Source organism: Streptomyces sp. NPDC005962 (genome assembly GCF_040629205.1).
Lineage (GTDB): Bacteria > Actinomycetota > Actinomycetes > Streptomycetales > Streptomycetaceae > Streptomyces.
The window spans coordinates 30107-51517 of sequence record NZ_JBEXVE010000036.1; the positions used below are offsets into that span (position 1 = coordinate 30107).

Annotated in this window: 16 protein-coding genes and 1 pseudogene; 5 read left to right on the forward strand and 12 right to left on the reverse strand. The window is 70.5% G+C overall.

Translation table 11 applies throughout. From position 1 onward, the window contains the following. Positions 1-42 precede the first annotated feature (42 nt). Positions 43-309 carry a GlsB/YeaQ/YmgE family stress response membrane protein gene (locus ABZ370_RS37915; protein WP_358630998.1) on the forward strand — a complete coding sequence of 89 codons (267 nt, stop codon included), beginning with the start codon at positions 43-45 and terminating at the stop codon, positions 307-309. A gap of 11 nt (positions 310-320) precedes the next feature. Here the strand turns inward: ABZ370_RS37915 and ABZ370_RS37920 are convergent, their stop codons facing one another. The 4 genes from ABZ370_RS37920 to ABZ370_RS37935 all read right to left on the reverse strand — a co-directional run bounded on the left by ABZ370_RS37920 (position 321) and on the right by ABZ370_RS37935 (position 7229). After that, positions 321-1577: an SGNH/GDSL hydrolase family protein gene (locus ABZ370_RS37920; RefSeq protein ID WP_358631001.1), complete on the reverse strand. Its 1257-nt coding sequence runs from the start codon at positions 1575-1577 to the stop codon at positions 321-323. After that, positions 1574-3991, reverse strand: coding sequence for a glycoside hydrolase N-terminal domain-containing protein (locus ABZ370_RS37925; RefSeq protein WP_358631004.1), 2418 nt, complete (start codon positions 3989-3991; stop codon positions 1574-1576). The genes ABZ370_RS37920 and ABZ370_RS37925 overlap by 4 nt, the downstream gene beginning before the upstream one ends. A 159-nt stretch (positions 3992-4150) precedes the next feature. Further along, positions 4151-6019 (reverse strand): carbohydrate-binding protein, encoded by a 1869-nt coding sequence (locus tag ABZ370_RS37930; RefSeq protein ID WP_358631007.1) that lies wholly within the window; start codon positions 6017-6019, stop codon positions 4151-4153. Positions 6020-6056: 37 nt separating this feature from the next. After that, positions 6057-7229, reverse strand: coding sequence for an ROK family transcriptional regulator (locus ABZ370_RS37935; RefSeq protein WP_358631010.1), 1173 nt, complete (start codon positions 7227-7229; stop codon positions 6057-6059). A 326-nt stretch (positions 7230-7555) separates the two neighbouring features. On the opposite strand from ABZ370_RS37935, the gene ABZ370_RS37940 reads away from it, so the two are divergent. Beyond that, positions 7556-9292, forward strand: a complete 1737-nt coding sequence (locus ABZ370_RS37940) for a coagulation factor 5/8 type domain-containing protein (RefSeq protein WP_358631173.1) — start codon at positions 7556-7558, stop codon at positions 9290-9292. Here the strand turns inward: ABZ370_RS37940 and ABZ370_RS37945 are convergent. Both ABZ370_RS37945 and ABZ370_RS37950 read right to left on the reverse strand, forming a co-directional pair. Continuing rightward, a pseudogene (locus ABZ370_RS37945) lies at positions 9283-9591 on the reverse strand (family 1 glycosylhydrolase); the annotation flags it as partial. The gene ABZ370_RS37940 and the pseudogene ABZ370_RS37945 sit on opposite strands and share 10 nt — an antisense overlap. Before the next feature lie 160 nt (positions 9592-9751). After that, positions 9752-10657: an NADP-dependent oxidoreductase gene (locus tag ABZ370_RS37950; RefSeq protein WP_358631013.1), complete on the reverse strand. Its 906-nt coding sequence runs from the start codon at positions 10655-10657 to the stop codon at positions 9752-9754. 219 nt (positions 10658-10876) lie between these two features. Between ABZ370_RS37950 and ABZ370_RS37955 the strand changes: the two genes are divergently transcribed. Together ABZ370_RS37955 and ABZ370_RS37960 are read left to right on the forward strand one after the other, a co-directional pair. Then, positions 10877-12133: an MFS transporter gene (locus ABZ370_RS37955; protein WP_358631016.1), complete on the forward strand. Its 1257-nt coding sequence runs from the start codon at positions 10877-10879 to the stop codon at positions 12131-12133. A gap of 64 nt (positions 12134-12197) precedes the next feature. After that, positions 12198-12944, forward strand: a complete 747-nt coding sequence (locus tag ABZ370_RS37960) for an SDR family oxidoreductase (protein ID WP_358631019.1) — start codon at positions 12198-12200, stop codon at positions 12942-12944. A gap of 38 nt (positions 12945-12982) precedes the next feature. Here ABZ370_RS37960 and ABZ370_RS37965 read toward each other — a convergent pair whose 3' ends face one another. Further along, positions 12983-15376: a SpoIIE family protein phosphatase gene (locus ABZ370_RS37965; protein WP_358631022.1), complete on the reverse strand. Its 2394-nt coding sequence runs from the start codon at positions 15374-15376 to the stop codon at positions 12983-12985. Between the two features lie 199 nt (positions 15377-15575). Here ABZ370_RS37965 and ABZ370_RS37970 point away from each other — a divergent pair, with 199 nt between their 5' ends. After that, positions 15576-15797 (forward strand): hypothetical protein, encoded by a 222-nt coding sequence (locus ABZ370_RS37970; RefSeq protein ID WP_358631025.1) that lies wholly within the window; start codon positions 15576-15578, stop codon positions 15795-15797. Between the two features lie 45 nt (positions 15798-15842). Here ABZ370_RS37970 and ABZ370_RS37975 read toward each other — a convergent pair whose 3' ends face one another. The 5 genes from ABZ370_RS37975 to ABZ370_RS37995 all read right to left on the reverse strand — a co-directional run bounded on the left by ABZ370_RS37975 (position 15843) and on the right by ABZ370_RS37995 (position 21278). Then, entirely contained in the window at positions 15843-16376 is a 534-nt protein-coding gene (locus ABZ370_RS37975; protein WP_358631028.1) for a GNAT family N-acetyltransferase, read from the reverse strand. A gap of 78 nt (positions 16377-16454) precedes the next feature. Beyond that, the gene (locus tag ABZ370_RS37980; protein ID WP_358631030.1) at positions 16455-17177 is read right to left on the reverse strand and encodes an aspartate/glutamate racemase family protein; all 723 of its coding nucleotides are present in this window, start codon (positions 17175-17177) and stop codon (positions 16455-16457) included. Positions 17178-17200: 23 nt separating this feature from the next. Next, positions 17201-18682, reverse strand: coding sequence for an NCS1 family nucleobase:cation symporter-1 (locus ABZ370_RS37985; protein ID WP_358631033.1), 1482 nt, complete (start codon positions 18680-18682; stop codon positions 17201-17203). 136 nt (positions 18683-18818) lie between these two features. Beyond that, positions 18819-20429: an amidase gene (locus ABZ370_RS37990; protein WP_358631036.1), complete on the reverse strand. Its 1611-nt coding sequence runs from the start codon at positions 20427-20429 to the stop codon at positions 18819-18821. A 195-nt stretch (positions 20430-20624) separates the two neighbouring features. After that, positions 20625-21278 carry a helix-turn-helix domain-containing protein gene (locus ABZ370_RS37995; RefSeq protein ID WP_358631039.1) on the reverse strand — a complete coding sequence of 218 codons (654 nt, stop codon included), beginning with the start codon at positions 21276-21278 and terminating at the stop codon, positions 20625-20627. Positions 21279-21411 lie beyond the last annotated feature (133 nt).

Consider the following 21411-nt stretch of genomic DNA (forward strand, 5'->3'; position numbering starts at 1 on the left):
CCTTCTTCACCCCCGGCGCAGCCAGATGAAGGGGATAACGACATGGGCATCATCGGCTGGATCGTCCTCGGACTGATCGCCGGCGCCATCGCGAAGGTGCTTCTTCCCGGACGCGACCCGGGCGGGCTGATCGGCACCACCCTGATCGGCGTCGCAGGAGCGTTCGTCGGCGGCTGGATTTCCGCCGAGTTCCTCGACCGGCCCGTGGAGAAGGAGTTCTTCGACCTGACCACCTGGGGCGCGGCGATCGGCGGCTCCTTCGTTCTGCTCGTGCTGTACCGCATCCTGTTCGGCCATTCGCGGGACTGAGGCTCGCTTCCTCATCGGTCGCAGTCCAGGGTGGCGAGGTCGACCGAGTCGGCCATCGCCTGCATGCCCTTGTCGTTGGGGTGGATGTGGTCCCCGCCGTCGAAGGCCGGAAGGACGCGCTCGTGGTCGTAGGGGCTGCGCAGAATCCGGTCGAAGTCCGTGACGGCGTCGAACACGCCGCTGTTCCTGATGAAGTCGTTGACCTCCAGGCGTACGGCCTCCCCCGCCGCGTCCCACTCGGACCAGCCCTTGAAGGGCGCGATCGTGGCACCGACCACGCACATTCCGGCCCCGTGTGCCCGGTCGACGATCTCCCGGTAACCCGCGATCAGGTCCTTCGCCGTGACGCCGGTGTGGGCCTTGATGTCATTGACGCCCTCGAACAGGAACACCGTGCGCACCCCGGGGTGCGACAGCACGTCCCGCTCCAGCCGCTTCAGCGCGCTCTGGCCCGCGCCGTCCGCCAGCACCTTGTTCCCGGAGATGCCTTCGTTGGCGACCCCCTTGACGGGAACGCCGTCCGCGTTCTGAAGTCTGCGGGAGAGGTAGTCGGGCCAGCGGCGGTTCCGGTCGCCGGTGGACTGCCAGCCGTCGGTGATGGAGTCGCCCAGGGCGACGACGGCGCCGGTGCGCGGCGTGGTCCGCACGCTGAGGGCGTCGAGGTAGAACCAGGAACCGGTGGCCTGGGTCCAGTTGGCCCCGTCCTCCTCGGCCGTGTGGTCGCCGGTGGTCGTGTAGGACGTCTGCATGGCCATGGAGTGTCCGGTCGCCGGGCCGCCGGCATCCGCCACGTACAGGCTCACCAGCAACGTGGCGGAGGCGGCCCACCGTCCGGGCAGCGGGTCGCTGTACGCGGCGTGTCCTGCGGCCACGGTGAGGGACCGCGAGCCGTCGAACGTCAGGCGGCGGTTGCTGCCGAGGACCGCGTCCGCACCGGTCCGCCGAACCCCGACGTAGGCGCTGCCGAACGTCAGGGGCCGGTCGCCGAACGCGTTGGACAGGCGTATCCGCAGACCGCTTCCGGCGGCGCTGGTGTGGACGACCAGCCGGTAGCCGCGGTCGGGGGCGGCGTCGCCGATACGGTCGGCGCTCGCTCCCCAGGTGATCACCTCGTGCGGGGCGTCCTGAAGGTGACGTGAGGTGTCCGCCGCCCTGGAGTGCGCGACCGCCGTCGCGGTCGCCGGGGCACACAGGACGGCGATCAGCACGGAGGCGACGGCGACGGCGAGGCGGCGAAGGCGGGTTCGGCTCGCGGACACCGTGGTCATCGGCCGAGCTCCCGCAGGGTGACCGATCGGCCCGGCTTCAGACTGATCCTCCGCGACACCGCGCCGTAGGACACGGTGGTGGTGCGCCCGCCGACGCTGCGCACCGTGACCTCGGTCGGCTTGCCGTCCCGCCAGCGCAGATCGACGGTGAAGCCACCGCGCACCGCCACTCCCGTGACCGAGCCGGACGAGGACCACGCCGAGGGGAGGGCGGGCAGGAGTTCGAGGTGTCCGGGCCGCGAGTACACCAGCATCTCCATCATGGCGGTGGGCGTTCCGAAGTTGCCGTCGATCTGGAAGACGCCGTGTCCCTGGTCCACCTGGTAGATGTCGAACAGGTTCGGGGCGGTGCCGTTGCCGCCGCCGGTCGACGGACGGAGGTTGTTCACCACCAGGTGGTAGGCCCGCTCCCCGTCCTTCAGCCGGGCCCAGCACAGGGCGCGCCAGGCGTTCGCCCATCCGAAGCTCTCCGTGCCGCGCGCGGTGAGCAGGGCGGTGGCGCCGTCGATGACCTCCCGCGGGGTGGAGCCGTCCGGGCGGAGTCGGTCTCCGGGGAAGAGCCCGACCAGCGGGGAGAGATGCCGGTGAGTGGTCTCCCCCAGGTTGTCCGGGGACATCCATTCCTCGAGCCAGCCGGTCTTCGGGCTGACCCGGGGAAGATACAGGCGCTCTTGGAGGGAGGCGATGGTGTCGCGGTATTCGGCATCCTTGTCCAGCACGGCGCACGCGGTGCGGTAGTTGCCGAACAGGGCCCACACCAGTTCCTGTGCGTAGGTGATGCCCTTCGCGTCGAGAGGTCCGTGTTCGGGCGACCAGTCGCTGTCGGCGATGAGTACCTGTCGGGACGTACCGGTCGCCGGGTCGGTGACCGATTCGGTGAGCAGCCGTGTCTGCCAGAACTCACACGCCCCCTTGAGCAGCGGGTAGATCCTGGCCAGGTAGGAGCGGCTCTGGGTGTACTCGTAGTGCTCCCAGAGGGAGTTGCACAGCCAGGCGTTCCCGGCGGGGTGCCACCACCAGCCCATCCCGCCGTGGATGTTGGTCGAGATGGCCACGGTCCACCCGGCGATCTCGCCGGTGGAGTTCCGGTACCGGTTGCGCGGGTCGTTGAAGAGGGTGTGGGTGAGCTCGGTCCAGGACGGGAGCTGCGCCAGACAGTAGTCCACGAGGGCGTCGAAGCAGCCGGAGAGGCCGGTGCGGTCGGCCATCCAGTAGTTCATCTGGAGGTTGATGTCGGTGTGGTAGTCGCCCATCCAGGCGGGTTCGTTGCCGTCCAGCCACAGCCCTTGGAGGCCCAGTGGCAGGCTGTCCCGGGACCCGGAAATCATCAGATAGCGGCCGAACTGGAGGTAGGCGGCTTCGAGTTCGGGGTCGGGTACGCCGTCCCTGGCGCGGGCGGTGATCCGCTCCCAGGTGTCCAGCTCGCGCTGCGCGGGGGACGAGGTGCCGAGCGAGATGTCCATGCTCTCGAACAGCGCGCGGTGGTCGGCGACATGGGTGCGCAGGAGGGTGCCGGGTGAGTGGGCCGCGGCGGCGAGCACCTTGTTCCGGGCCAGCCGCCGCGGGTCCAGCGAGGGGTCGCGATAGTGGGTGGCGGCGTCGGGCCGGTAGTTCGTGCCGCCGCTCACCACCACGGTGAGTTCCTCGCAGCCGGTGAAGGAGATCCTCGGCCCGTCCACCGTGACGGTCCCACCGGTGCCGTACGCCGTCACCGCGGCCCCGTAGGCCAGACCGTTCGGGAAGGCCGCGCCGAATGACGCGACCCGCCGCGAGCGCTCCGCGGTCGTGGTCTCGTCGTGGGTGCCCTCCAGGTTCACGGTGCCGGTGTAACGGCCGCCGCCGCGCTGGGTGAAGCGCAGGACGATGGCGTCATCGGGGTGGCTGGCGAAGATCTGCCGCCGGTAGGTCACGCCGGAGCGTACGTAGGAGGAGGTGACCACGCCCTGATGGAGGTCGAGACCGCGCCGGTAGCCGGAGACGGCCGACAGGTCGTGGTCGGGGATGTCGACCGTCAGGCGGGCCAGCAGGGTGAAGGTTCCGAAGTTCTGTGCGTCGTACGGGAATTGGCCGTCGCCATCGAGGATGTCGTTGATCCCGCCGGTCCACAGGGTCGCGTCGGTGATCAGGAGGAGTTCGCGGGACGGATCGTTGCCGGTGAGCGCGCCCAGCCGGCCGTTGCCGACCGGGAGGCCCCGCTCGATCATCGACTGGCCGGAGGCGGGCGCCTGCCACCACAGCTCGGTCTTCGGCGGCTCGTCCGGCCGCGGGGACCGGGCCGGTCGGCGCGGGGCCGCGGCGGCCGAGAAGGCGGGCAGACCGCCGAGGGCGGTGAGGGCTCCCACGGCTCCGGCGAGCGAGAGGAAGGTCCGCCGGTGGGCGGGAGGGCCAGGCGGGTCGGTGCGCTGGATGTCCACGGTGCACTCCATTCCGGTGTGACGGGCATGCGGGAGGGACGGCCGTACGCGGTCAGAAGCTTGGGGCCATGCGTGCCACCGCGCGGGGCTGTTGCGTGCCACCGCGCGGGTCCGGGCGTGTCGCCGCGCGGCGGGGCCGTGCGGGGTGTCGCCGCGCGCTCAGGGCAGCGTCGGGACGCCGATCCGGTCGATGTCCGGGGCGTAGCCGGTGCCGCTGTCGAAGGTGACGGAGTTGGCGCCCGCCGCGAGGGTGACGGGCAGGCTGACCGTCTCGGGCGTCCCCCAGTCGCCGGTGGAGGGGAACTTGAGGCTGGTGGCGCCATTGCCGTTCGCGGACACCTTCACGGAGCGCGGGTCACCGCTGACGTAGGCCACGTCGATCAGATAACGTCCGGCCTTCTTCACGGTGACGTCGTTGAACCGGAGCGTGCCGCCGCCGTAGAGGCTGCCGACCTTGTGGGCGCCCGAGCAGGCGCCGCAGTCGGCCACGGAGGCGTTGCCGCCGAGGGTATTGGCCGGGGATTCCGCCTCGTAACCGGTCGTGGGCCGGGCAGGGCCGCGCGGAGTGACGGTGAACAGGCGTGAGCCGTGCGCGGGCAGCGCCTGGGTCACCTTGTCCGGATGCGCGCCCAGGTTCTCGTGGTTCCACAGGTCCCGGACCGCGGCGTTGCCGGAGAACCCGAGGGACGACCAGTCCGCGGTGACCGCGGCGGGGTTGTCGCCGAGGTTGAACAGGGCGACGGTGTAGCTGCCGTCGGGCCGCTCGGCCGCCCACACCTGCTGGTCACCGGAGGGCGTGACCGGCCGGGCGGGCGGGGTGTCCGCCTGGTTGAGGGCGATCACCTCCCGGTTGGTGAGGAGGGAGAGCCCGTAGTCGTCGAGGCGAGTGAGGTCGTCGCCCGTGTAGAGCGGCGACTTGGCGATGGCCCACAGGGTCGCGTAGCTCTGCCGTTCGGCCTTGGTGAGACCGTCCATCTCGCCGTTGCCCACGTCCAGGGAGTCGAGGTCGCTCCACCCTCCCGGGCCGCCGTGACGGCTCCAGCCCGGTGCGTCGTCCCAGCGGTCGTCGACGGAGTTCTCCCAGCTCACCAGGGTGTTGCAGTAGCACTCGACGTCGGTGTCGATGCGCCAGCCGTTGGAGTACTTCTTCCAGTCGCCGACATGGCCGATGTCGAGGCCCCAGGAGATCTCGAGGTGGATCGGGCGGCCGGTCGCGGCGATGGCCCGCTGCCAGGCGGCGACATCCGCGACGTTGTCGTAGTTGTCACCGCTCTGGCCGGAACCGGGGCCGACACCGTCGAGCTTCAGGAAGTCATAGCCCCAGTCGGCGAACATGCGCGCCTGGGAGTCGACGTACTTCTGCGCACAGGGGCGGGAGAAGTCGAGCTTGTAGGCGCTGTCCCAGCCGTTGGTGGTCCGCAGGTCGTCATAGACGATGTCGGCGGTGGTGCAGTCCTCCGTGTTCCAGATCGGGACCTTTCCCGCGCCGTACGCCTCCTTCTCCAGACCGACGGGCAGATAGATCCCCGGCTTGAGGCCCTTGGCGTGGATGCGGTCGGCCACGCTCTTCATTCCGTGGGGGAAGCGGCCGGGGTCGGCCTCCTGCCGGCCGTACGGGTCGAACCGCGGTTTCCAGTCCGCGTCGCGCCACCATCCGGCGTCCAGGTTGACGTACGTGTAGCCGTATCGCTTGAGCCTGGACGCCATGGTGTCCGCCTGCCGCAGGACATTCGTCTCGGTGAGGTAGCTGTAGTCACCGTCGGGGTTGAGACCCGGGTACTTCGAGGACTGCATGCTCCAGCTGGACCAGCCCATGTACGGCTTCGCCGCCAGATCCGTGAGACCCGCGAGATCCGCGGTGGCGCGGGCGGCCGGGGCAGCGGGCGTGGCCGCCCGCGCTGCCGGGACGGCGGTGGCCAGTGTGGCGGTGAGGGCCAGGACGAGCAGGTGTCCCACGGCCCGGCGGCCGGAGCGAGGACGAACGTGGAAAGTGGCCGGGTAGATGGCCGGGTACGAGGATGACCGCATGGGTCGGGCCTCCTGTCTGCAGCGCCATCGCTGCTCCTCAAGCGTCTGATCCGATGAAGGACTGGATAGCGGTGGCCGCGGCCCCACGCGCCCACTCCTCGAAGGACAACGGACGTGTCTTCACATCGCATCGCGCGGCCGTTCCGAAGGCGGACGCGGCGAACGCGGCGCGGATCTGATCGGCGAAAAGGTGGTAGGCCGCCAGGCCCTCACCGGAGATGATCACGCGCTCGGAGCCCAGGAGATTGGCCACCGTCCCGATGGCCCGGCCGATCGCCGCCCCCGCACGCGCGTACACGTCGCGGGCCCCCGGGTCGCCCCGGTGGGCCAGTTCCAGGGCCTGTGCGGCATCGGCCACCTGAATACCCGTCGTGTCCCGGACACCGCGGACGAGGGCGGAGTCCGCGGCGATCGCCTCCACGCATCCACGGTTGCCGCAGTGGCACAACGGCCCCGCCGGGTCCACGGACAGATGCCCGATCTCGCCTGCCACGCCGTGCGCGCCCGAGACGACCCGCCCGTGCACGACGAGGCCGCAACCGATGCCCGCACCCACCGTCACCAGGGCGAAGTCGGACAGCCCCGCCCCTGCGCCGAACCATTGCTCGGCGACCGTCAGCGCTCTGACATCGTTGTCGACAGTGACCGGCAGTCCGGTCGCCATCCCGACCACCTCGGCGAGCGGGATGTCGCGCCACTCCAGGAAGGGCGAGTAGCGCACCACTCCCCCGGCACGGTCCACATCGCCGGAGACGGCGACGCCCACGCCCTGGACCCGGACGCCGAAGCCGTCCGCCTCCGTCAGCAGTTCCTGGACGAGCGCCGCGGTCGATGCCAGTACCGCCCGGGGGCCGGACGAGGTGAACCGCACGTGCCGGGCGATCCGGATACGGCAGCACAGATCGGCCAGGACGCCGATGATCTCGTCCCCCGTCACCTTGATGCCGATGAACAGCGCGCGGGCCCCTTCGACCCGCACCGGGTTGGCGGGGCGCCCGAGGGCGCTCCGCGCCTCCTCGTCCGTGTCTTCCACCAGGTATCCGGCCTCGATCAGAGGCCGGACCGCCTTGGTGATCGCGGGCGGAGACAGTCCGGCCCGCCGCGCGGTCTCCGCCCGGGTGAGAGGGCCGTGGCACAGGAGCGTGGTGAAGATCTGGGAAGCGGCGGGCGTATGCGCCGGGAACGTCTCGATGCCGGGGGACGAGAGCATGGCCGGAACCTAGAGTCGTTCTTTTCCGCTGTCAATGAAAGAAGCAAGGTTCCAAGGACGTGGCTGCGAACTCCTCGGCGCAGGCGGCCATTTCGACATCTTCTGAACTCAGGCCATGCTCCATGGGCGATATTTTGGGGAAGTTCTGGACACCACTCTTGACGCCCTGTTCACACACCTGAAGCATGCGTCGGCGAGAGAGCGCTCCCCCACATCCTGATCGTTCATATCCTGAACAAGGAGAGTCGCCCATGCCCACACCCCCCACCGATGGTGGCTCGGCCGCTCGCAGAACCGCGTTCCCACGCCGGAAGGCGCTCACCACGATGGCCATGGCGGCCTCCGCCCCGAGCCTGCTCGCCCTCGCCTCCCCGGCTTCGGCGGCGTCCGCGGCCAACGGCCGGTCCGCCACGGCGCTGCCCGGCGGCGGCGACCTCGGCCCCAACGTGCTGGTCTTCGACCCGGCCACGCCGGGCATCCAGGCCACGCTGGACGAGGTGTTCAAGCGGCAGGAGTCGGCCCAGTTCGGCACCGGCCGCTACGCACTGCTGTTCAAGCCGGGCACGTATCACGGCCTCAACGCCCAACTCGGCTTCTACACCTCCATCGCGGGCCTCGGCCTGTCCCCCGACGACACCACGATCAACGGGGATGTCACCGTCGACGCCGGGTGGTTCAACGGGAACGCCACGCAGAACTTCTGGCGCTCGGCGGAGAATCTCGCCCTCGTTCCGGTGAGCGGCACCAACCGGTGGGCCGTCGCGCAGGCCGCGCCGTTCCGGCGGATGCACATCAGGGGCGGGCTCAACCTCTCCCCCGACGGATACGGCTGGGCCAGTGGCGGCTATATCGCCGACAGCCGGATCGACGGCACGGTTGGCCCGTACTCGCAGCAGCAGTGGTACACCCGCGACAGCTCGGTGGGCGGCTGGCTGAACGCCGTGTGGAACATGGTGTTCTCAGGCGTCGAGGGCGCCCCCGCGCAGAGCTTCCCCAACCCCCCGTACACGACGCTGAACACCACCCCGGTCTCCCGCGAGAAGCCCTTCCTCTACCTCGACGGCAGCGATTACAAGGTCTTCCTGCCCGAGAAGCGCACCAACGCGCGCGGCACCACGTGGGGCAGCGGTACGCCCCGGGGCACCTCCGTGCCGCTGAGCCAGTTCTACGTGGCCAAACCGGGCGTCACGGCGGCGACGCTCAACGCCGCGCTCGACCAGGGCCTGCACCTGCTGCTCACGCCCGGGATCTACCACGTCGACGCGCCCGTCGAGGTGAAGCGCGCGGGCGCGGTCGTCCTCGGCCTCGGATACGCCACCCTCGTTCCGGACAACGGGGTGACGGCGCTGAAGGTGGCCGACGTCGACGGGGTGCGGCTCGCCGGATTCCTCATCGACGCCGGGACCGTCAACTCCACCACCCTCCTGGAGGTCGGCCCCCAAGGCGCCTCCGCGGACCACTCCGCCAACCCGACCACCGTCCAGGACGTCTTCATCCGCATCGGCGGCGCGGGCCCCGGCAAGGCCACCACCAGCATGGTGATCAACAGCCGCCACACCATCATCGACCACACCTGGGTGTGGCGCGCGGACCATGGCGACGGCGTGGGCTGGGACACCAATCGTGCCGACTACGGCATCCGGGTCAACGGCGACGACGTCCTGGCGACCGGCCTGTTCGTCGAACACTTCAACAAGTACGACGTCCAGTGGTACGGCCAGCGCGGCCGCACCATCTTCTTCCAGAACGAGAAGGCGTACGACGCCCCCGACCAGGCGGCCATCCAGAACGGCGCCACCAAGGGGTACGCCGCCTACAAGGTCGCCGACTCCGTGACCACGCACGAGGGCTGGGGCCTGGGCAGCTACTGCTTCTACAACGTCGATCCCACGATCCGCCAGGGCCACGGCTTCGCCGCGCCGAACAGCGCGGGGGTGAAGTTCCACAACCTGCTCGTCGTCTCGCTCGGCGGCAAGGGCCAGTACGAACACGTCATCAACACCACCGGAGCGGGCACCTCGGGCGACACGACGGTGCCGTCCACGGTGGTCTCCTACCCCTGACCGGAGATCCGCCGGTCCCACCACCACGGTGGGACCGGCCCCGGGGTGGCTGGCGCGCCGGACCGGGTGAAGGGGGTCAGGCCCGCGCGGTGGGTACGGGCGCAAGCGGCCAGGTGCTGGACCAGGTAGTCGGCGCGCTCGGGGTCATCGATGGTTCCGTCCGGGAGGACCACGTCGGGGTAGTCGGAGCCGTTCTCGGTGATGTACAGCTTGCGGGCTCCGTAGTCGTGGGTGAGGCGCAGCAGCGATTCGATGCCATGGGCGTCGACCTCCCAGTCCATGCCGGTGCGTGGCACACCCTCGTGCTCTGCTCCTCGATCCCTACCTCGCCCTCCGCCACCGCCCCGCCGACACGGCGGCCTGGCCGAGCCAGTACCACCGCGCCTGTGAGATCAGGCAGGGCATGGCGCCCGGGGCGGCGATGAGCGCCCCGGCCGCCGTCCGGACCCCGGACAGGTCTTACGGCCGCAGCACCAGCTTGCCGCGTACATGGCCGGACTCGCTCTCCGCGTGGGCCGCCGCCGCGTCCTGAAGCGGGAAGCTCCGCGCGACCGGTACCCGGAGCCCGCCCTCGTCCGCCGACCGGGCGTACCCGGCGAGAGCGTCGGCGTCGCGGTCGCCACCACTGGAGAAGGCGACACCGTACTCGGCGGCGGCCGGGTCCGCGATGGTGACGATGCGGTCCGGCGTGCCGCCGCGCAGCTCGATGGAGACGGGCAGCGCGCCCTTGCCCGCCGCGTCGAAGACCGCGTCCACTCCCTTCGGGGCCACCGCGCGGACGCGGTCGGCCAGCCCCTCCCCGTACGCGACCGGGATGGCGCCGAGCGAGCGCAGATAGTCGTGGTTGCGCGGGGACGCGGTGCCGATGACGGTGACACCGCGCGCGACGGCCAGTTGGACGGCGGCCGAGCCGACCGCCCCGGCGGCGCCGTGCAGCAGCAGGGTCTCGCCGTTCTGGACGGCGAGCTGGTCCAGGACGCGGTCCGCCGTCTCACCGGCCACCGGGAGCGCGGCCGCCTCCTCCCAGCCCAGTTCCTCGGGCTTGCGGGCCACGACGGAGGCCAGGGCGTACGCGGCGTAGGCGCCGGTCTCCATGAAGCCGAACGCCTCGTCGCCGACCGCGAGCCCTGTGACGCCCTCTCCCACCTCGTCGACCACTCCGGCCGCCTCGCTGCCGAGGATCGCGGGGAACTCGGTGGGGAACACCTCCCGCATTCCGCCGCCCCGGATCTTGTAGTCGAGCGGGTTCACACCGGCCGCCCTGACCCGCAGCCGTACCTGCCCGGGGCCCGCGTGGGGTTCGTCGGCCGTGGTGAGCCGCAGCACCTCGGGCCCGCCGTACTCCTCGAAGACGATCGCTTCCATCGGTCCCACCTACTCGTCTCGGTCTGTCGCCTCCTTCAAGCGTCGGCCATGGAGCCCACCGCGGCGAATGCCCGCGGTCGGTGCCGTGCGGCCTTGCCCCGCGGCATCGCGTTGAGGCACGCTCGGGCCTATCCGGCCTTCGCCCAGCCGGGAGGGAGAATGTCCGCTCGCAGGCCTTCACACATTGCCACGCCCCCGGATTCCAGCACCGTCCGCCGGGTGACGGTCGCCGCCTCGGTCGGGGTTTTCGTCGAGCTCTACGACTACGGCATCTACGGCTTTCTGGCCGGAACCCTGACCTCGGTGTTCTTTCCTCAGGCGAGCGGCCACGCGGCGCTGATGCTGAGCTTCCTGGTCTTCGGGATTCCGTTCTTCGTCCGTCCGCTGGGCGGCGTCGTCTGCGGCTATTTCGCCGACCGAGTGGGGCGGCAGCGGATGCTGGTCTTCGTCATCCTCCTGATGAGCGTCGCGACCGCCGCCATCGGCGTGCTGCCCGCCTATGCCGTTGTCGGTATCGCCGCTCCGGTCCTGCTGATGCTGCTGCGATTCACCCAGGGGTTCTCCCTGGGCGGCGAGGTGGCGGGCGCCATGAGTTTTCTCGCCGAATACGCTCCCGGAGAGCGCCGGGGCAGGGTCACCAGCTACGCCCAGCTCGCCTCCTTCGCCGCGCTGCTCGCCGGCACCGTGCTGGCCACCGCGCTGAACGCGGGCCTGAGCGACGGAGCCATGCAGGCCTGGGGCTGGCGGGTCCCCTTCCTCATCGCCTTCCCCATGGGCCTCATCGGCGTCTATATCCGCAAGCGAGTGGGTGAGACCCCGCGGTTCGAGCGGCTCAAGGAGCGGGACCGGCTCTCCGCCAGCCCCGTGCGGGAGGCGCTGTCCTCCCCCGAACACCGCAGGGCGATCCTTCTCATCCTGCCGGTCACGCTGCTCAACAGCTCCGGCTACTACGTGCTCTTCGTCTACATGCCGACATATCTCTCCGAGGAATTGCGCTTCACCACCGTGCGGGGACTTCTGGTGACGGCATGCACTCTGGTCGCGATCTGCATCGCCATTCCCTTCGCCGGGCGGCTCTCGGACCGTCTGGGCCGCCGTCCGGTCGTCTCCGGGTCCGCGCTGCTCATGGCCGTTCTGGGAATTCCCTGCTACCTCCTGATCGGTCAGGGATCGGTGCCGCTGGCCATCGTGGGCGGAGTTCTCCTGGCGGTTCTCTTCGCGGGCTACACAGGCGTCATCCATATCCTGCTCGTCGAGCTGTTCCCCACGCGCGTCCGCGTTTCCGCCTACGCCTTCGGATACAACATCGCCACCGCGGTGTTCGGCGGTTCCGCGCCTTTCCTGATGACCTGGCTCATCGGGCTGAGCGGTAACACCCAGTTCCCGGCCTACTACGTTGTCGCCACCGCCCTCGGATCGTTCGCCGCCGTGCTGAAAATCCGTGAGAGCGCCCATCTCCCGCTGCCCGACGAATGAGCCGGGCCAGGAAGTGACCTAAGCTCGGAAGAGAAACCCGGCGCACACTGGGGGCCGTTTCCTCATGTCATTCTCCGACTACCGGTCCGCGCTGGTGACCGGCGCGTCCGCGGGCATCGGCGCCGCCGTCGCCGAGCGCCTGGCGGAGCAGGGCCTCACGGTCCACGCGCTGGCCCGGGACGCCGGGCGGCTGGCGGACCTCGCGCGGCGTACGGGCTGTGTGCCGCACGCCGTGGACGTCTCCGACACCGAGGCCCTCACCGACGCCGTGTCCGGGTTCAAGATCGACATTCTGGTCAACAACGCCGGAGTCTCCCACGCCGGCACCATCCTCGCCGCGGACGAGTCCGCCGTCGACGAGCAGCTCGCCGTCAATCTGCGGGCCGTGCTCCACCTCGTACGGCTGCTCATGCCCGGCATGGTCGAGCGCGACCTGGGCCATGTCGTCAACATCGGCTCGATCGCCGGGGTGTACAACTTCCCTGGCAACACCGTGTACCACGCCACCAAGGCCGCCGTGCACGCCCTCTCCCGCCAGCTCCGGCTCGACGCCCGCGGCCGCCGCGTCCGGATCACCGAGATCTGCCCCGGCCGGGTGGAGACCGAGATCTTCGCCCGGCTGCTGGGCGACCGGGAGGGGGCCCGGCGCATCTACTACGACGGCTACGAGACGCTGCGTCCCGCGGACATCGCCGACGCCATCGAGTACGCCATCGGCGCGCCCCGCCACGTCAACATCGGGCACATCGAGATCCTGCCGACGTTCCAGGTGCCCGGGGGCCTCAGCTTCGAACGGCGCCTGGACGACTGAGGCCGCACCGGCGGCCGGTCGACCGCGCGGGCGGCCGGTCAGGCCGGGAGGGCCTGCTCCGCCCAGATGATCTTGCCGGTGGGCGTCTGCCGGGTGCCCCAGCGGCCGCTGAGCTGGGCGACGAGCAGCAGTCCCCGCCCGCCCTCGTCGAACACCCTCGCCCGGCGCATGTGCGGGGCGGTGGTGCTGGTGTCGGAGACCTCGCAGATGAGGGTGCGATCGCGGATCAGCCGCAGCTGGACGGGCCCCTGGCCGTGCAGGATGGCGTTGGTGAACAGCTCGCTGACGACCATCTCCGTGGTGAAGGTGAGCTCGGCGAGCCCCCAGGCCGCCAGCTGGGCGGCCGCCCGCTCGCGGGCCTCGGCGACCAGGGCGGGCTCGGCGGGCAGCTCCCAGGTGACGACCTGACCGGCGTCCAGGGCGCGGGCCCGGGCGACGAGCAGGGCGACATCGTCGGCCGGACGGTCGGAGAGCAGGGCCCGCAGCACGGTGTCGCAGGTGGCTTCCAGCGACACGGCGCCGCGGGACGGTTCGCCGAGCACCTCGCGCAGCCCGTCCATGCCCGAGCCGATATCGCGGTCGCGGGATTCGACCAGGCCATCGGTGTAGAGAACGAGCAGGGCGCCCTCCGGTATCCCGATCTCGGCGGACTCGAAGGGCAGGTCCCCCAGGCCCAGCGGTGGCCCCGCGGGCACCTCGCAGAATTCCACCGTGCCGTCGGGGGCGACCAGGGCGGGCGGCGGGTGCCCGGCGCGGGCCGCGCAGCACAGCCGGGAGACCGGGTCGTAGACCGCGTACAGGCAGCTGGCGCCGATCACGTCGTAGTCGACCGGCTCGGTGCCCTCGGAGGCGAGTCGGCCGACCACGTCGTCGAGGTGGGTGAGCAGCTCGTCCGGGGGGAGGTCGATGTCCGCGAGGGTACGGACGGCGGTGCGCAGCCGTCCCATGGTGGCGGACGCGTGGATGCCGTGGCCGACGACATCGCCCACGACCAGCGCGACCCGGGCGCCGGAGAGCGGGATGACGTCGAACCAGTCGCCGCCCACGCCGTAGCGGGAGTCGGCGGGCAGATAGCGGGTGGCGAACTCGACGGCCGACTGCGCGGGCAGGCCCTGCGGGAGCAGGCTGCGCTGGAGGGCGACGGCGGTGCCGCGCTCCCGTGTGTAGCGGCGGGCGTTGTCGATGCAGACGGCCGCTCTGGCCGCCAGCTGCTCGGCGAGGATCAGGTCGTCCTCGGTGAAGGTGTCCGGGTGGAGACGGCGGGAGAAGAGAGCCGCGCCGAGGGTGTTCCCGCGGGCGACCAGAGGTGCCGCCACGAGCGACTGGACCCCGAAGTCGGTGCGCTTGGCGTTCCGCTTGGGGTCCCGGTCCATCCACCGGAAGTAGTCGGTGTCCCAGGGCCCGGTCAGCACCGCCCGGCCAGTGGCCAGGCAGCGGGCGGGGGGCGAGAACTCCGGGTAGGTGTCCGTCTCGCCGATGCCCACGGCGGCCTCGGGAGCGTTCTTCGCGTGGGCGGACTCGTGCGCGACGCGGCGCAGCCGGACATCGCCGGAGACCGGGCCGGGGGTCGGCTCGTCGCCGCGCAGCACGGAGTCCAGCAGGTCGACGCTGATGAAGTCGGCGAAGCGCGGCAGCGGCATGCTCGCGAGCTCCTGGGCGGTGCGCGTGACGTCCAGGGTGGTGCCGATCTGGATGCTGGCCTCGTTCAGCAGGGCGAGCCGCTCGCGCGTCCGGTACAGCTCGCTGATGTCGAGCCCTGCCGCGGCGACCGCGCACACCCGGCCGGTCTCGTCCGTCAGGGGCGAGAGGGAGACGGCCCAGGCCTGGTCCCGGGTCTCGCCCGCCGCGCGGGTGAGGGTCTGGGCGTGCTCCGCCTCCCCCGTGCGGATCGCCTTCCGCATGGCCGTCTCGACCTGCTCGTTCACGGGGTTTCCGGCCAGGAAGCCGGACCGCCGCCCGCGCATCTCGTCCTCCGGGAGGCCGGTGACCCGGCACATCCGCGCGTTGGCGCGCAGCAGCCGCAGCTCCGTGTCGTGGATCGCCATCGGCCAGTCACCTTGGGTGAACGAGCGCTCCGTCACCGCGACGCCCCGGTGCGCGCCCTCCGGTGCGGTCATGGCCGCCAGCAGCCACTGGGCAGTGCCGTCGCTGTCCCGCAGCGGGCAGGCCAGCAGCTCCACCTCGAACGGGCCGCCGTCCCGGTGCCGCGCCCGTACATGGCCGCTCCACGGCTCCCGGCCCGCCAGCGACCGCCGGGCGGCGCCCGGCAGGGAGCCCTGACCGTCCCAGAGCAGCTCCGCGGCCGCCCGCCCCAGCACGTCGGCGGGCGAATAGCCCAGCAGCCACTCGGCGCCCGCGCTCCACCGCACGACGGCTCCCGCCGCGTCGAGAACCATCGTGGCCCACCGCGCGGTGTCCCGAGTGTCATCCATCGTCATCAGTCCGTTACGCGGCGATCGGCCGAAGGGGCCCCGTTCCGCGTAGCTTCCACCCAGAGTACATCTGTGCCCATATGGGAATTTTCTCCAGGGAGGCGGCCGCCCGCCGCAGGCGGCCCGGGCGCGAGGCCGTCATGGATCAGGAGGACGCGGGCAGCAGACTCGGCGCTCCGGTTGGCGCATACTGACAACAATGACAAAGCCACCTGTGTCCAAGCGCCATTTGCCCGCCAGCCCCTTCAAGGTGCAGGAACCGCCGCCTCCGAAGCATTTCGCCGTAGCGGACCGGGTTTCCCACGATGTGTACGGCCTCGGCCGGGTCATCGCGGTCGAGGAGGGGATCGCGGTCCTCGTCGACTTCGGTATGCGGCGGGAGCGGATCACGAGCCCGTACTCCAAGATGACCGTGCTGTAAGGCCGGGGTTCGGGTGGAGCGGAGCAGGCCCCGGACGCGGTGGGTTCAGGCGGCGAACTCGGTGAGGTCGATGGTGTGAACGCTCAGCGGGTAGCCGTGGACCGGGTGCGTCGTCTCGCGTTCAGGGGTCATGCCGAGCTTGCGCATGACGTTCCGGGACGCTTCGTTACCCACCCGGTCGATGCTGATGACGCGGTCCAGACCGCGGTCCTGGAGCGCGAACTCCAGCGTGGCGTGGGCGGCTTCCGAGGCGTATCCCTGGCCCCAGAACTGCCGCCCGAGCCGCCAGCTGATCTCCACGGCGGGCAGCACCTCGGGCAGGAAAGCGGGAACGGACAGACCGGCGAAACCGGCCAGTTCGCCCGAGGCCAGCAGCTCGACGGCGAAGAGGCCGAACCCTTCGTCGTCCCACTCCTCCTCCCAGCGCTCGATGTCCGCCGCCGTTTGGTCCAGGTCGAGGACCGAGCCGTCGCCGGTCCAGCGCATGACCTCCGGGTCCGCGTTGATGTCCGCCATGGGGGCGATGTCGTCGTCGTGCCACTGGCGCAGCAGGAGGCGGGGGGTGTGGATCTCGCTCATGGCATCCATCCTGTCGAAGACAGGGCCGCGGCGGTAATCGGCCCCCGCCCACGCCGCGACGCGCTGCCGGCCGTGGCGTCACCCCCGTGGGGGCCAATTGACGATCTTCTTGGGCCGGGGTGGTGCATAGGTCCGCACCTTGGAGGTGGACAGGCCGAGGCGGACGAGGGACTCGGCGATCGTCACCGCCGCCGTCACCCCGTCGACGACGGGGACCCCGGTACGGTCGACGACGCGTTCGGTGAGGCCGGACATGCCGCCGCAGCCCAGGCAGATCACCTCCGCCCGGTCGTCCTCCACGGCGCGGGCGGCCTGCTCGACAATGGCGTCGACGGCCGCGCTCTCGTCCCGTTCCAGATCGAGTACGGCGAGCCCGCTGGCGCGTACGGAGGCGCACCGGGCGCTCAGACCGGCGGAGTGGAGGCGTTCCTCGATCAGCGGGACCGTGCGGTCCAGGCTCGTGACGACGGAGTAGCTGCGGCCGAGGAACTGGGCGGTGCTCGCGGCCGCCTCGGTGATGTCGACCACCGGGACGTCGAGCAGTTCCTGCAGCCCTTCCCGGCCGTGTTCGCCGTATCCGGCCTGGATCACGGCGTCGAACGGCTCCGGGTAGGCGCGGACGGTTTCCATGACGGCGACGGCGGCGAGGTAGCTCTCATAGTTGCCCTCGACCGATTCCGCCCCGAAGGCGGGCGTCAGCGGAATGATCTCGGTACCGGGCGATGCCACACCGGCCGCCTGCTCGCCGATGGAGTCGGTGATGGACGCCGTGGTGTTGACGTTCACGACGAGGATGCGCATGGTCGAGCCTCCTGCTGGGTGGTTCATTCGGCGGCGACGGCGATGGCTTCACCGTCCACGTCGCGGTACCGGGCGGTGCGGTCCGCGATGGCCGCGTACAGCCCCGCGGCGAGGATGGCGCCGATGAACCAGGAGAATCCGGCCACGGCGTGGAACATGGGCGCCAGGGCCATGGTGACGGCGATCGCGGCGCTGGGGGCGAAGGCCCAGATGGCGCGCGGGTTGTAGCCGCGGCGGTAGTGGTATTCGCCCTGGGCGTCGTCGGTGTAGAGGTCGGGCACGTTCACGCGGGACTTCCGCAGCAGCCAGTAGTCCGCCATGATCACGCCGAACAGCGGTCCGAGCAGGGCGCCGAGCCCGCCGAGGAAGTAGTTCACCACGACCGGGCTGTTGTAAAGGTTCCACGGCAGGATCACCAGACCGATGGCCGCGCTCACCAGACCGGCCCGGCGGAAGTTCAGCCGACGGGGGAAGAGATCGATCAGCGCGTAGATCGGTGCCACGAAGTTGGCCAGCAGGTTCACCGCGATCGTCAGGGTGATGAGGGCGAGTGAGGCCACGGCCAGCAGGAACTCGTTCGGGAGCGTCCGGACGATGTCCGTGGGGCTGGTGATGACGTGCCCGTCGAGCTTGAACTGCGCCCCGCTGAGGACGACGACGATGACGGCGAAGAAGAGCATGTTCACCGGGATGCCGATCACGTTTCCGCGGACGATGGAGGCGCGGCTCTTCGCGGACCGGGTGAAGTCGCAGAAGTTGAGCACGAACGTTCCGTAGATCACCACCCACAGCGCGGCGCCCTGCAGGATCTGCAGCCACATCTCGGCGCCGATGAGCGGCCTGTCGATGGACATCGAGATCGAACCGTCCGCGCGCACGAACATCCAGACCGCGAGGGCGCACATGGTGATCAGGGTGGTGGGCGCCGCGAAGGCCATGTAGCGCCGGATCATCTGCATCCCGTAGCTCACGATGAGGACTTGGAGGGTCCACAGGGCCAGGAAGGTGATCCAGCCGAGCGTCGACTGGCCGAGCAGGGAGTTTTTGTCCATGGTGCGAAGTCCGGGGAACATCGCGACGAGAAGGGCGCTGAGGACCGAAGAGGCGAGGTAGGTCTGGATACCGAACCAGGCGATGGCGACGGCGCCCCGGACGATGGCCGGTATCTTCGCCCCTTTTATGCCGAACGCCATACGGCCCATGACCGGGAACGGGACGCCCGTCTTGTGCCCCATGAAGCCGGACAGCGTCAGCAGGAGAAAGAGCAGCAGGGAGGCGAGCGCGAAGGCCGCCAGAATGCCCCAGACGTTGAGCCCGAGCGCGAAGAGGCCGATGGCGAACGCGTAATTCCCGAGGCTGTGCACGTCGTTGGCCCAGAGCGTGAAGACGTTATAGGCACCCCAACGGCGCCCCTCCTTCTTCGTCGGGGCGAGATCGTAGGTATACAGACCGGAACTCACGGCTCCGTCGGTTTCGGCACACGATCGGTCTTCTACAGCTGTCATACGGCGCTCCAGAGGGGAGGTAAGTGGCGCACGCCTGGAGGTTTCCACAAAGTGGAAGTTGCCTTCCGTTCAGCGAAACGTAGTTTTCGTCACCTGCGCCGGTCAAGGGGTCGGAAGCAGCGACTTCACCCGGGTGTCAGAAGCCGACGTCGGCTGGGCGGTAGGCCGGCGGTCGGCGTACCCGGTCGGCTTGCTCGTAGGCGTGGGCGAGGCGGAGCAGGGTCGGCTCGCTCCATGCCGTGCCCATGAAGGTCAGGCCGACCGGCAGGCCGAAGGCGAAGCCGGCCGGGACGCTGATCGCGGGGTATCCGGCGAGTGCGGCGGGGGTCGACGCGCCGCCGCCGTAGCTGTCCCCGCGGATCAGGTCGATCTTGGCCGGTGGTCCGGTGGTCGGCATCACCAGTGCGTCCAGGCGGTACCGGCGCAGCACCGCGTCGATGCCTTCGGTGCGTGAGAGCCGGTGGTTGGTGGCCAGGGCCTGACGGTACTCGCGTTCGGTGTAGTCCAGTTGGTGGACCGCCTCCAGCCCGTCCTGCCGCACATAGCGGAGCTCGCGGTCGGCGTGGGCGCGGTTGAAGGCGATCAGCTCCGCCAGGCTGCGCGGGTGGTCGCCGGGGGCGCCGGCCAGGTAGGCGTTCAGCGCGCTCTTGATCTCGTATGCCTGGACCACCATCGAGCTGGGCAGGTCTTCGAGCTGCCCGGCTGTCGGGATGTCGGCCGGGTCGACCACGGTTGCCCCGGCCTCGCGCAGTGTGGCGATCGCCCGCTCCGCGATCTCGTCGGCGTGGTGGCTGTAGCCGAAGTACACCGCTCGCGGTACGCCGATGCGCGCCCCGCGCAGCCCGTCGGCGTCCAGGAAGCGGGTGTAGTCGCGGTGGAATCGGCCGCGACTCGCCCCGGTCGCCGGATCGCGGTCGTCGATCCCGACGAGGGTGCCGAGCAGGATCGCGGCGTCCCGGACCGTGCGGGCGATCGGGCCGACGCTGTCCTGGCTCGGTACACCGGGGATCACGCCGCCGCGCCCGACCAGTCCGACGGTCGGTTTCACCCCGACGACGCAGTTCGCCGAGGCCGGGTCGATGATCGAGCCGTTGGTCTCGGTGCCGATTCCGGCGACGCACAGGTTGGCCGCGACGGCGACCGCGGTGCCGGAGCTGGACTCGTTCGGTGACCGGTCCAGCTTGTACGGGTTGCGGGTCTGCCCACCGCGGGCGCTCCAGCCCGCATGGTGGGTGAGCGACATCCCGCCTGCCCACTCACTCAGATTGGTCTTGCCGAGGATGACGGCACCGGCCGCGCGCAGCCTGGCGGCGACCGTGGCGTCCGCCGACGGCCGCAGGCCCCGCAGGGCGAGCGATCCGGCCGTGGTGTGCATCCGGTCCCCGGTCTCCACCAGATCCTTCAGCAGGACGGGCATACCGTGCAGCGGTCTGCCGCGCTCCCCCTCGGCGTCCAGGCGCCGGGCCTCGCGCAGCGCGTCGGGATTGACCTCGATCACCGCGCGCAGGAGCGGGTCGACGCGTTCGACGCGCTCCAGGTAGTGACGGGTGAGCCGTTCGGCGTCGAGCTGCCCGTCGGCCATCCGCCGACGGAGCTCGGTGACGCCCAGCTCGTCCAGTGCTGTGGGCTCGGGCGTGGCGTGGGCCGTGGCATGGGCTTCGGCGGGGGTCGCGCCGAAGCATGATGCAGCGGCCGCGGTGGTGCCGAGGGTGAGTACGGTGCGGCGTGAGGTGTTGATCCGGTCCATGGGTGCGGCTCCAGCGGTGAGGTGGATACCAGCACGCTAGAAGCGCGGCCGCGGTTTCCCGCTCCGGCAGGCTCCCGGATCTGTGGTGGAAACAGCCCCCTCCGTCGCGGGGGGCCAGCCGGAATGCCACACGCTCGCCGGTCGCCGGTCAGCGTCGCGCCCGGCCCCCGGCGCCGCCCGTACCGGATCGTACGGTCAGCAGGCCCCTGCCAGGTTCTGTTCTATGGCGCCGACGGTTCGGAGCAGGACGCGGCCCACGCTGCGCAGGTCCATGTTGTTCGCCGTGTCGGCCACCACGATCGCCGCCACCGGGCCGGCCTTCCCGAGGTGGACGGGGGCGGCCACCTCGACGAGTCCGGGGATGTACTCGCTCCTGGCCCAGGACAGTCGCGTGCTCTTCGCGATCAGGAGCCTGCCCGCCGCCGAGCTCTGCGCCGGGAAGGGGTGCCGCAGCGCCATCGCGAGCCGGGCGTGCTCCTGGCGGTAGAGGGTGCCGACGTGGTGCACGTTCGTACCCGACAGCATGCCCACGCTGACGATCTTGTGGGTGAGCTGGAACAGCTCGATCAGGAAGGGGGTGATCGGGTAACTGAGGTTCTGCGCCCTGGCCGCGCCGCTCGTGGCCGCCATCTGGAACAGGTAGTCCCCGACCTCGTAGTACTTCGACTCCCGCCGGATGGCCAGACGGAGGTCGGTCAGCACCCGCATGGTGCGGTGCAGCGTCGACTTCGGCTGGCCGACCAGCCGGGACAGCTCCGAGAGGGTCAGCGGCCGCGACGCCCCGGCCAGTGCCTCAAGGACGGCGAGCGCCTTCCGCAGCGGGCCTCCCGCGGCTTCGGGCACGTCCATCTCAGCCACCTCGTCCGCGGCTGCTCCACGGCGCAGCGTCCGAGATTTCCGTCCAGCGTTCACCGTGATGCTCCCGTCGCCGAAGCGCACAACTTCCCTATGGCTACCTGCACCCGGGTGGCGGATTCAAGAT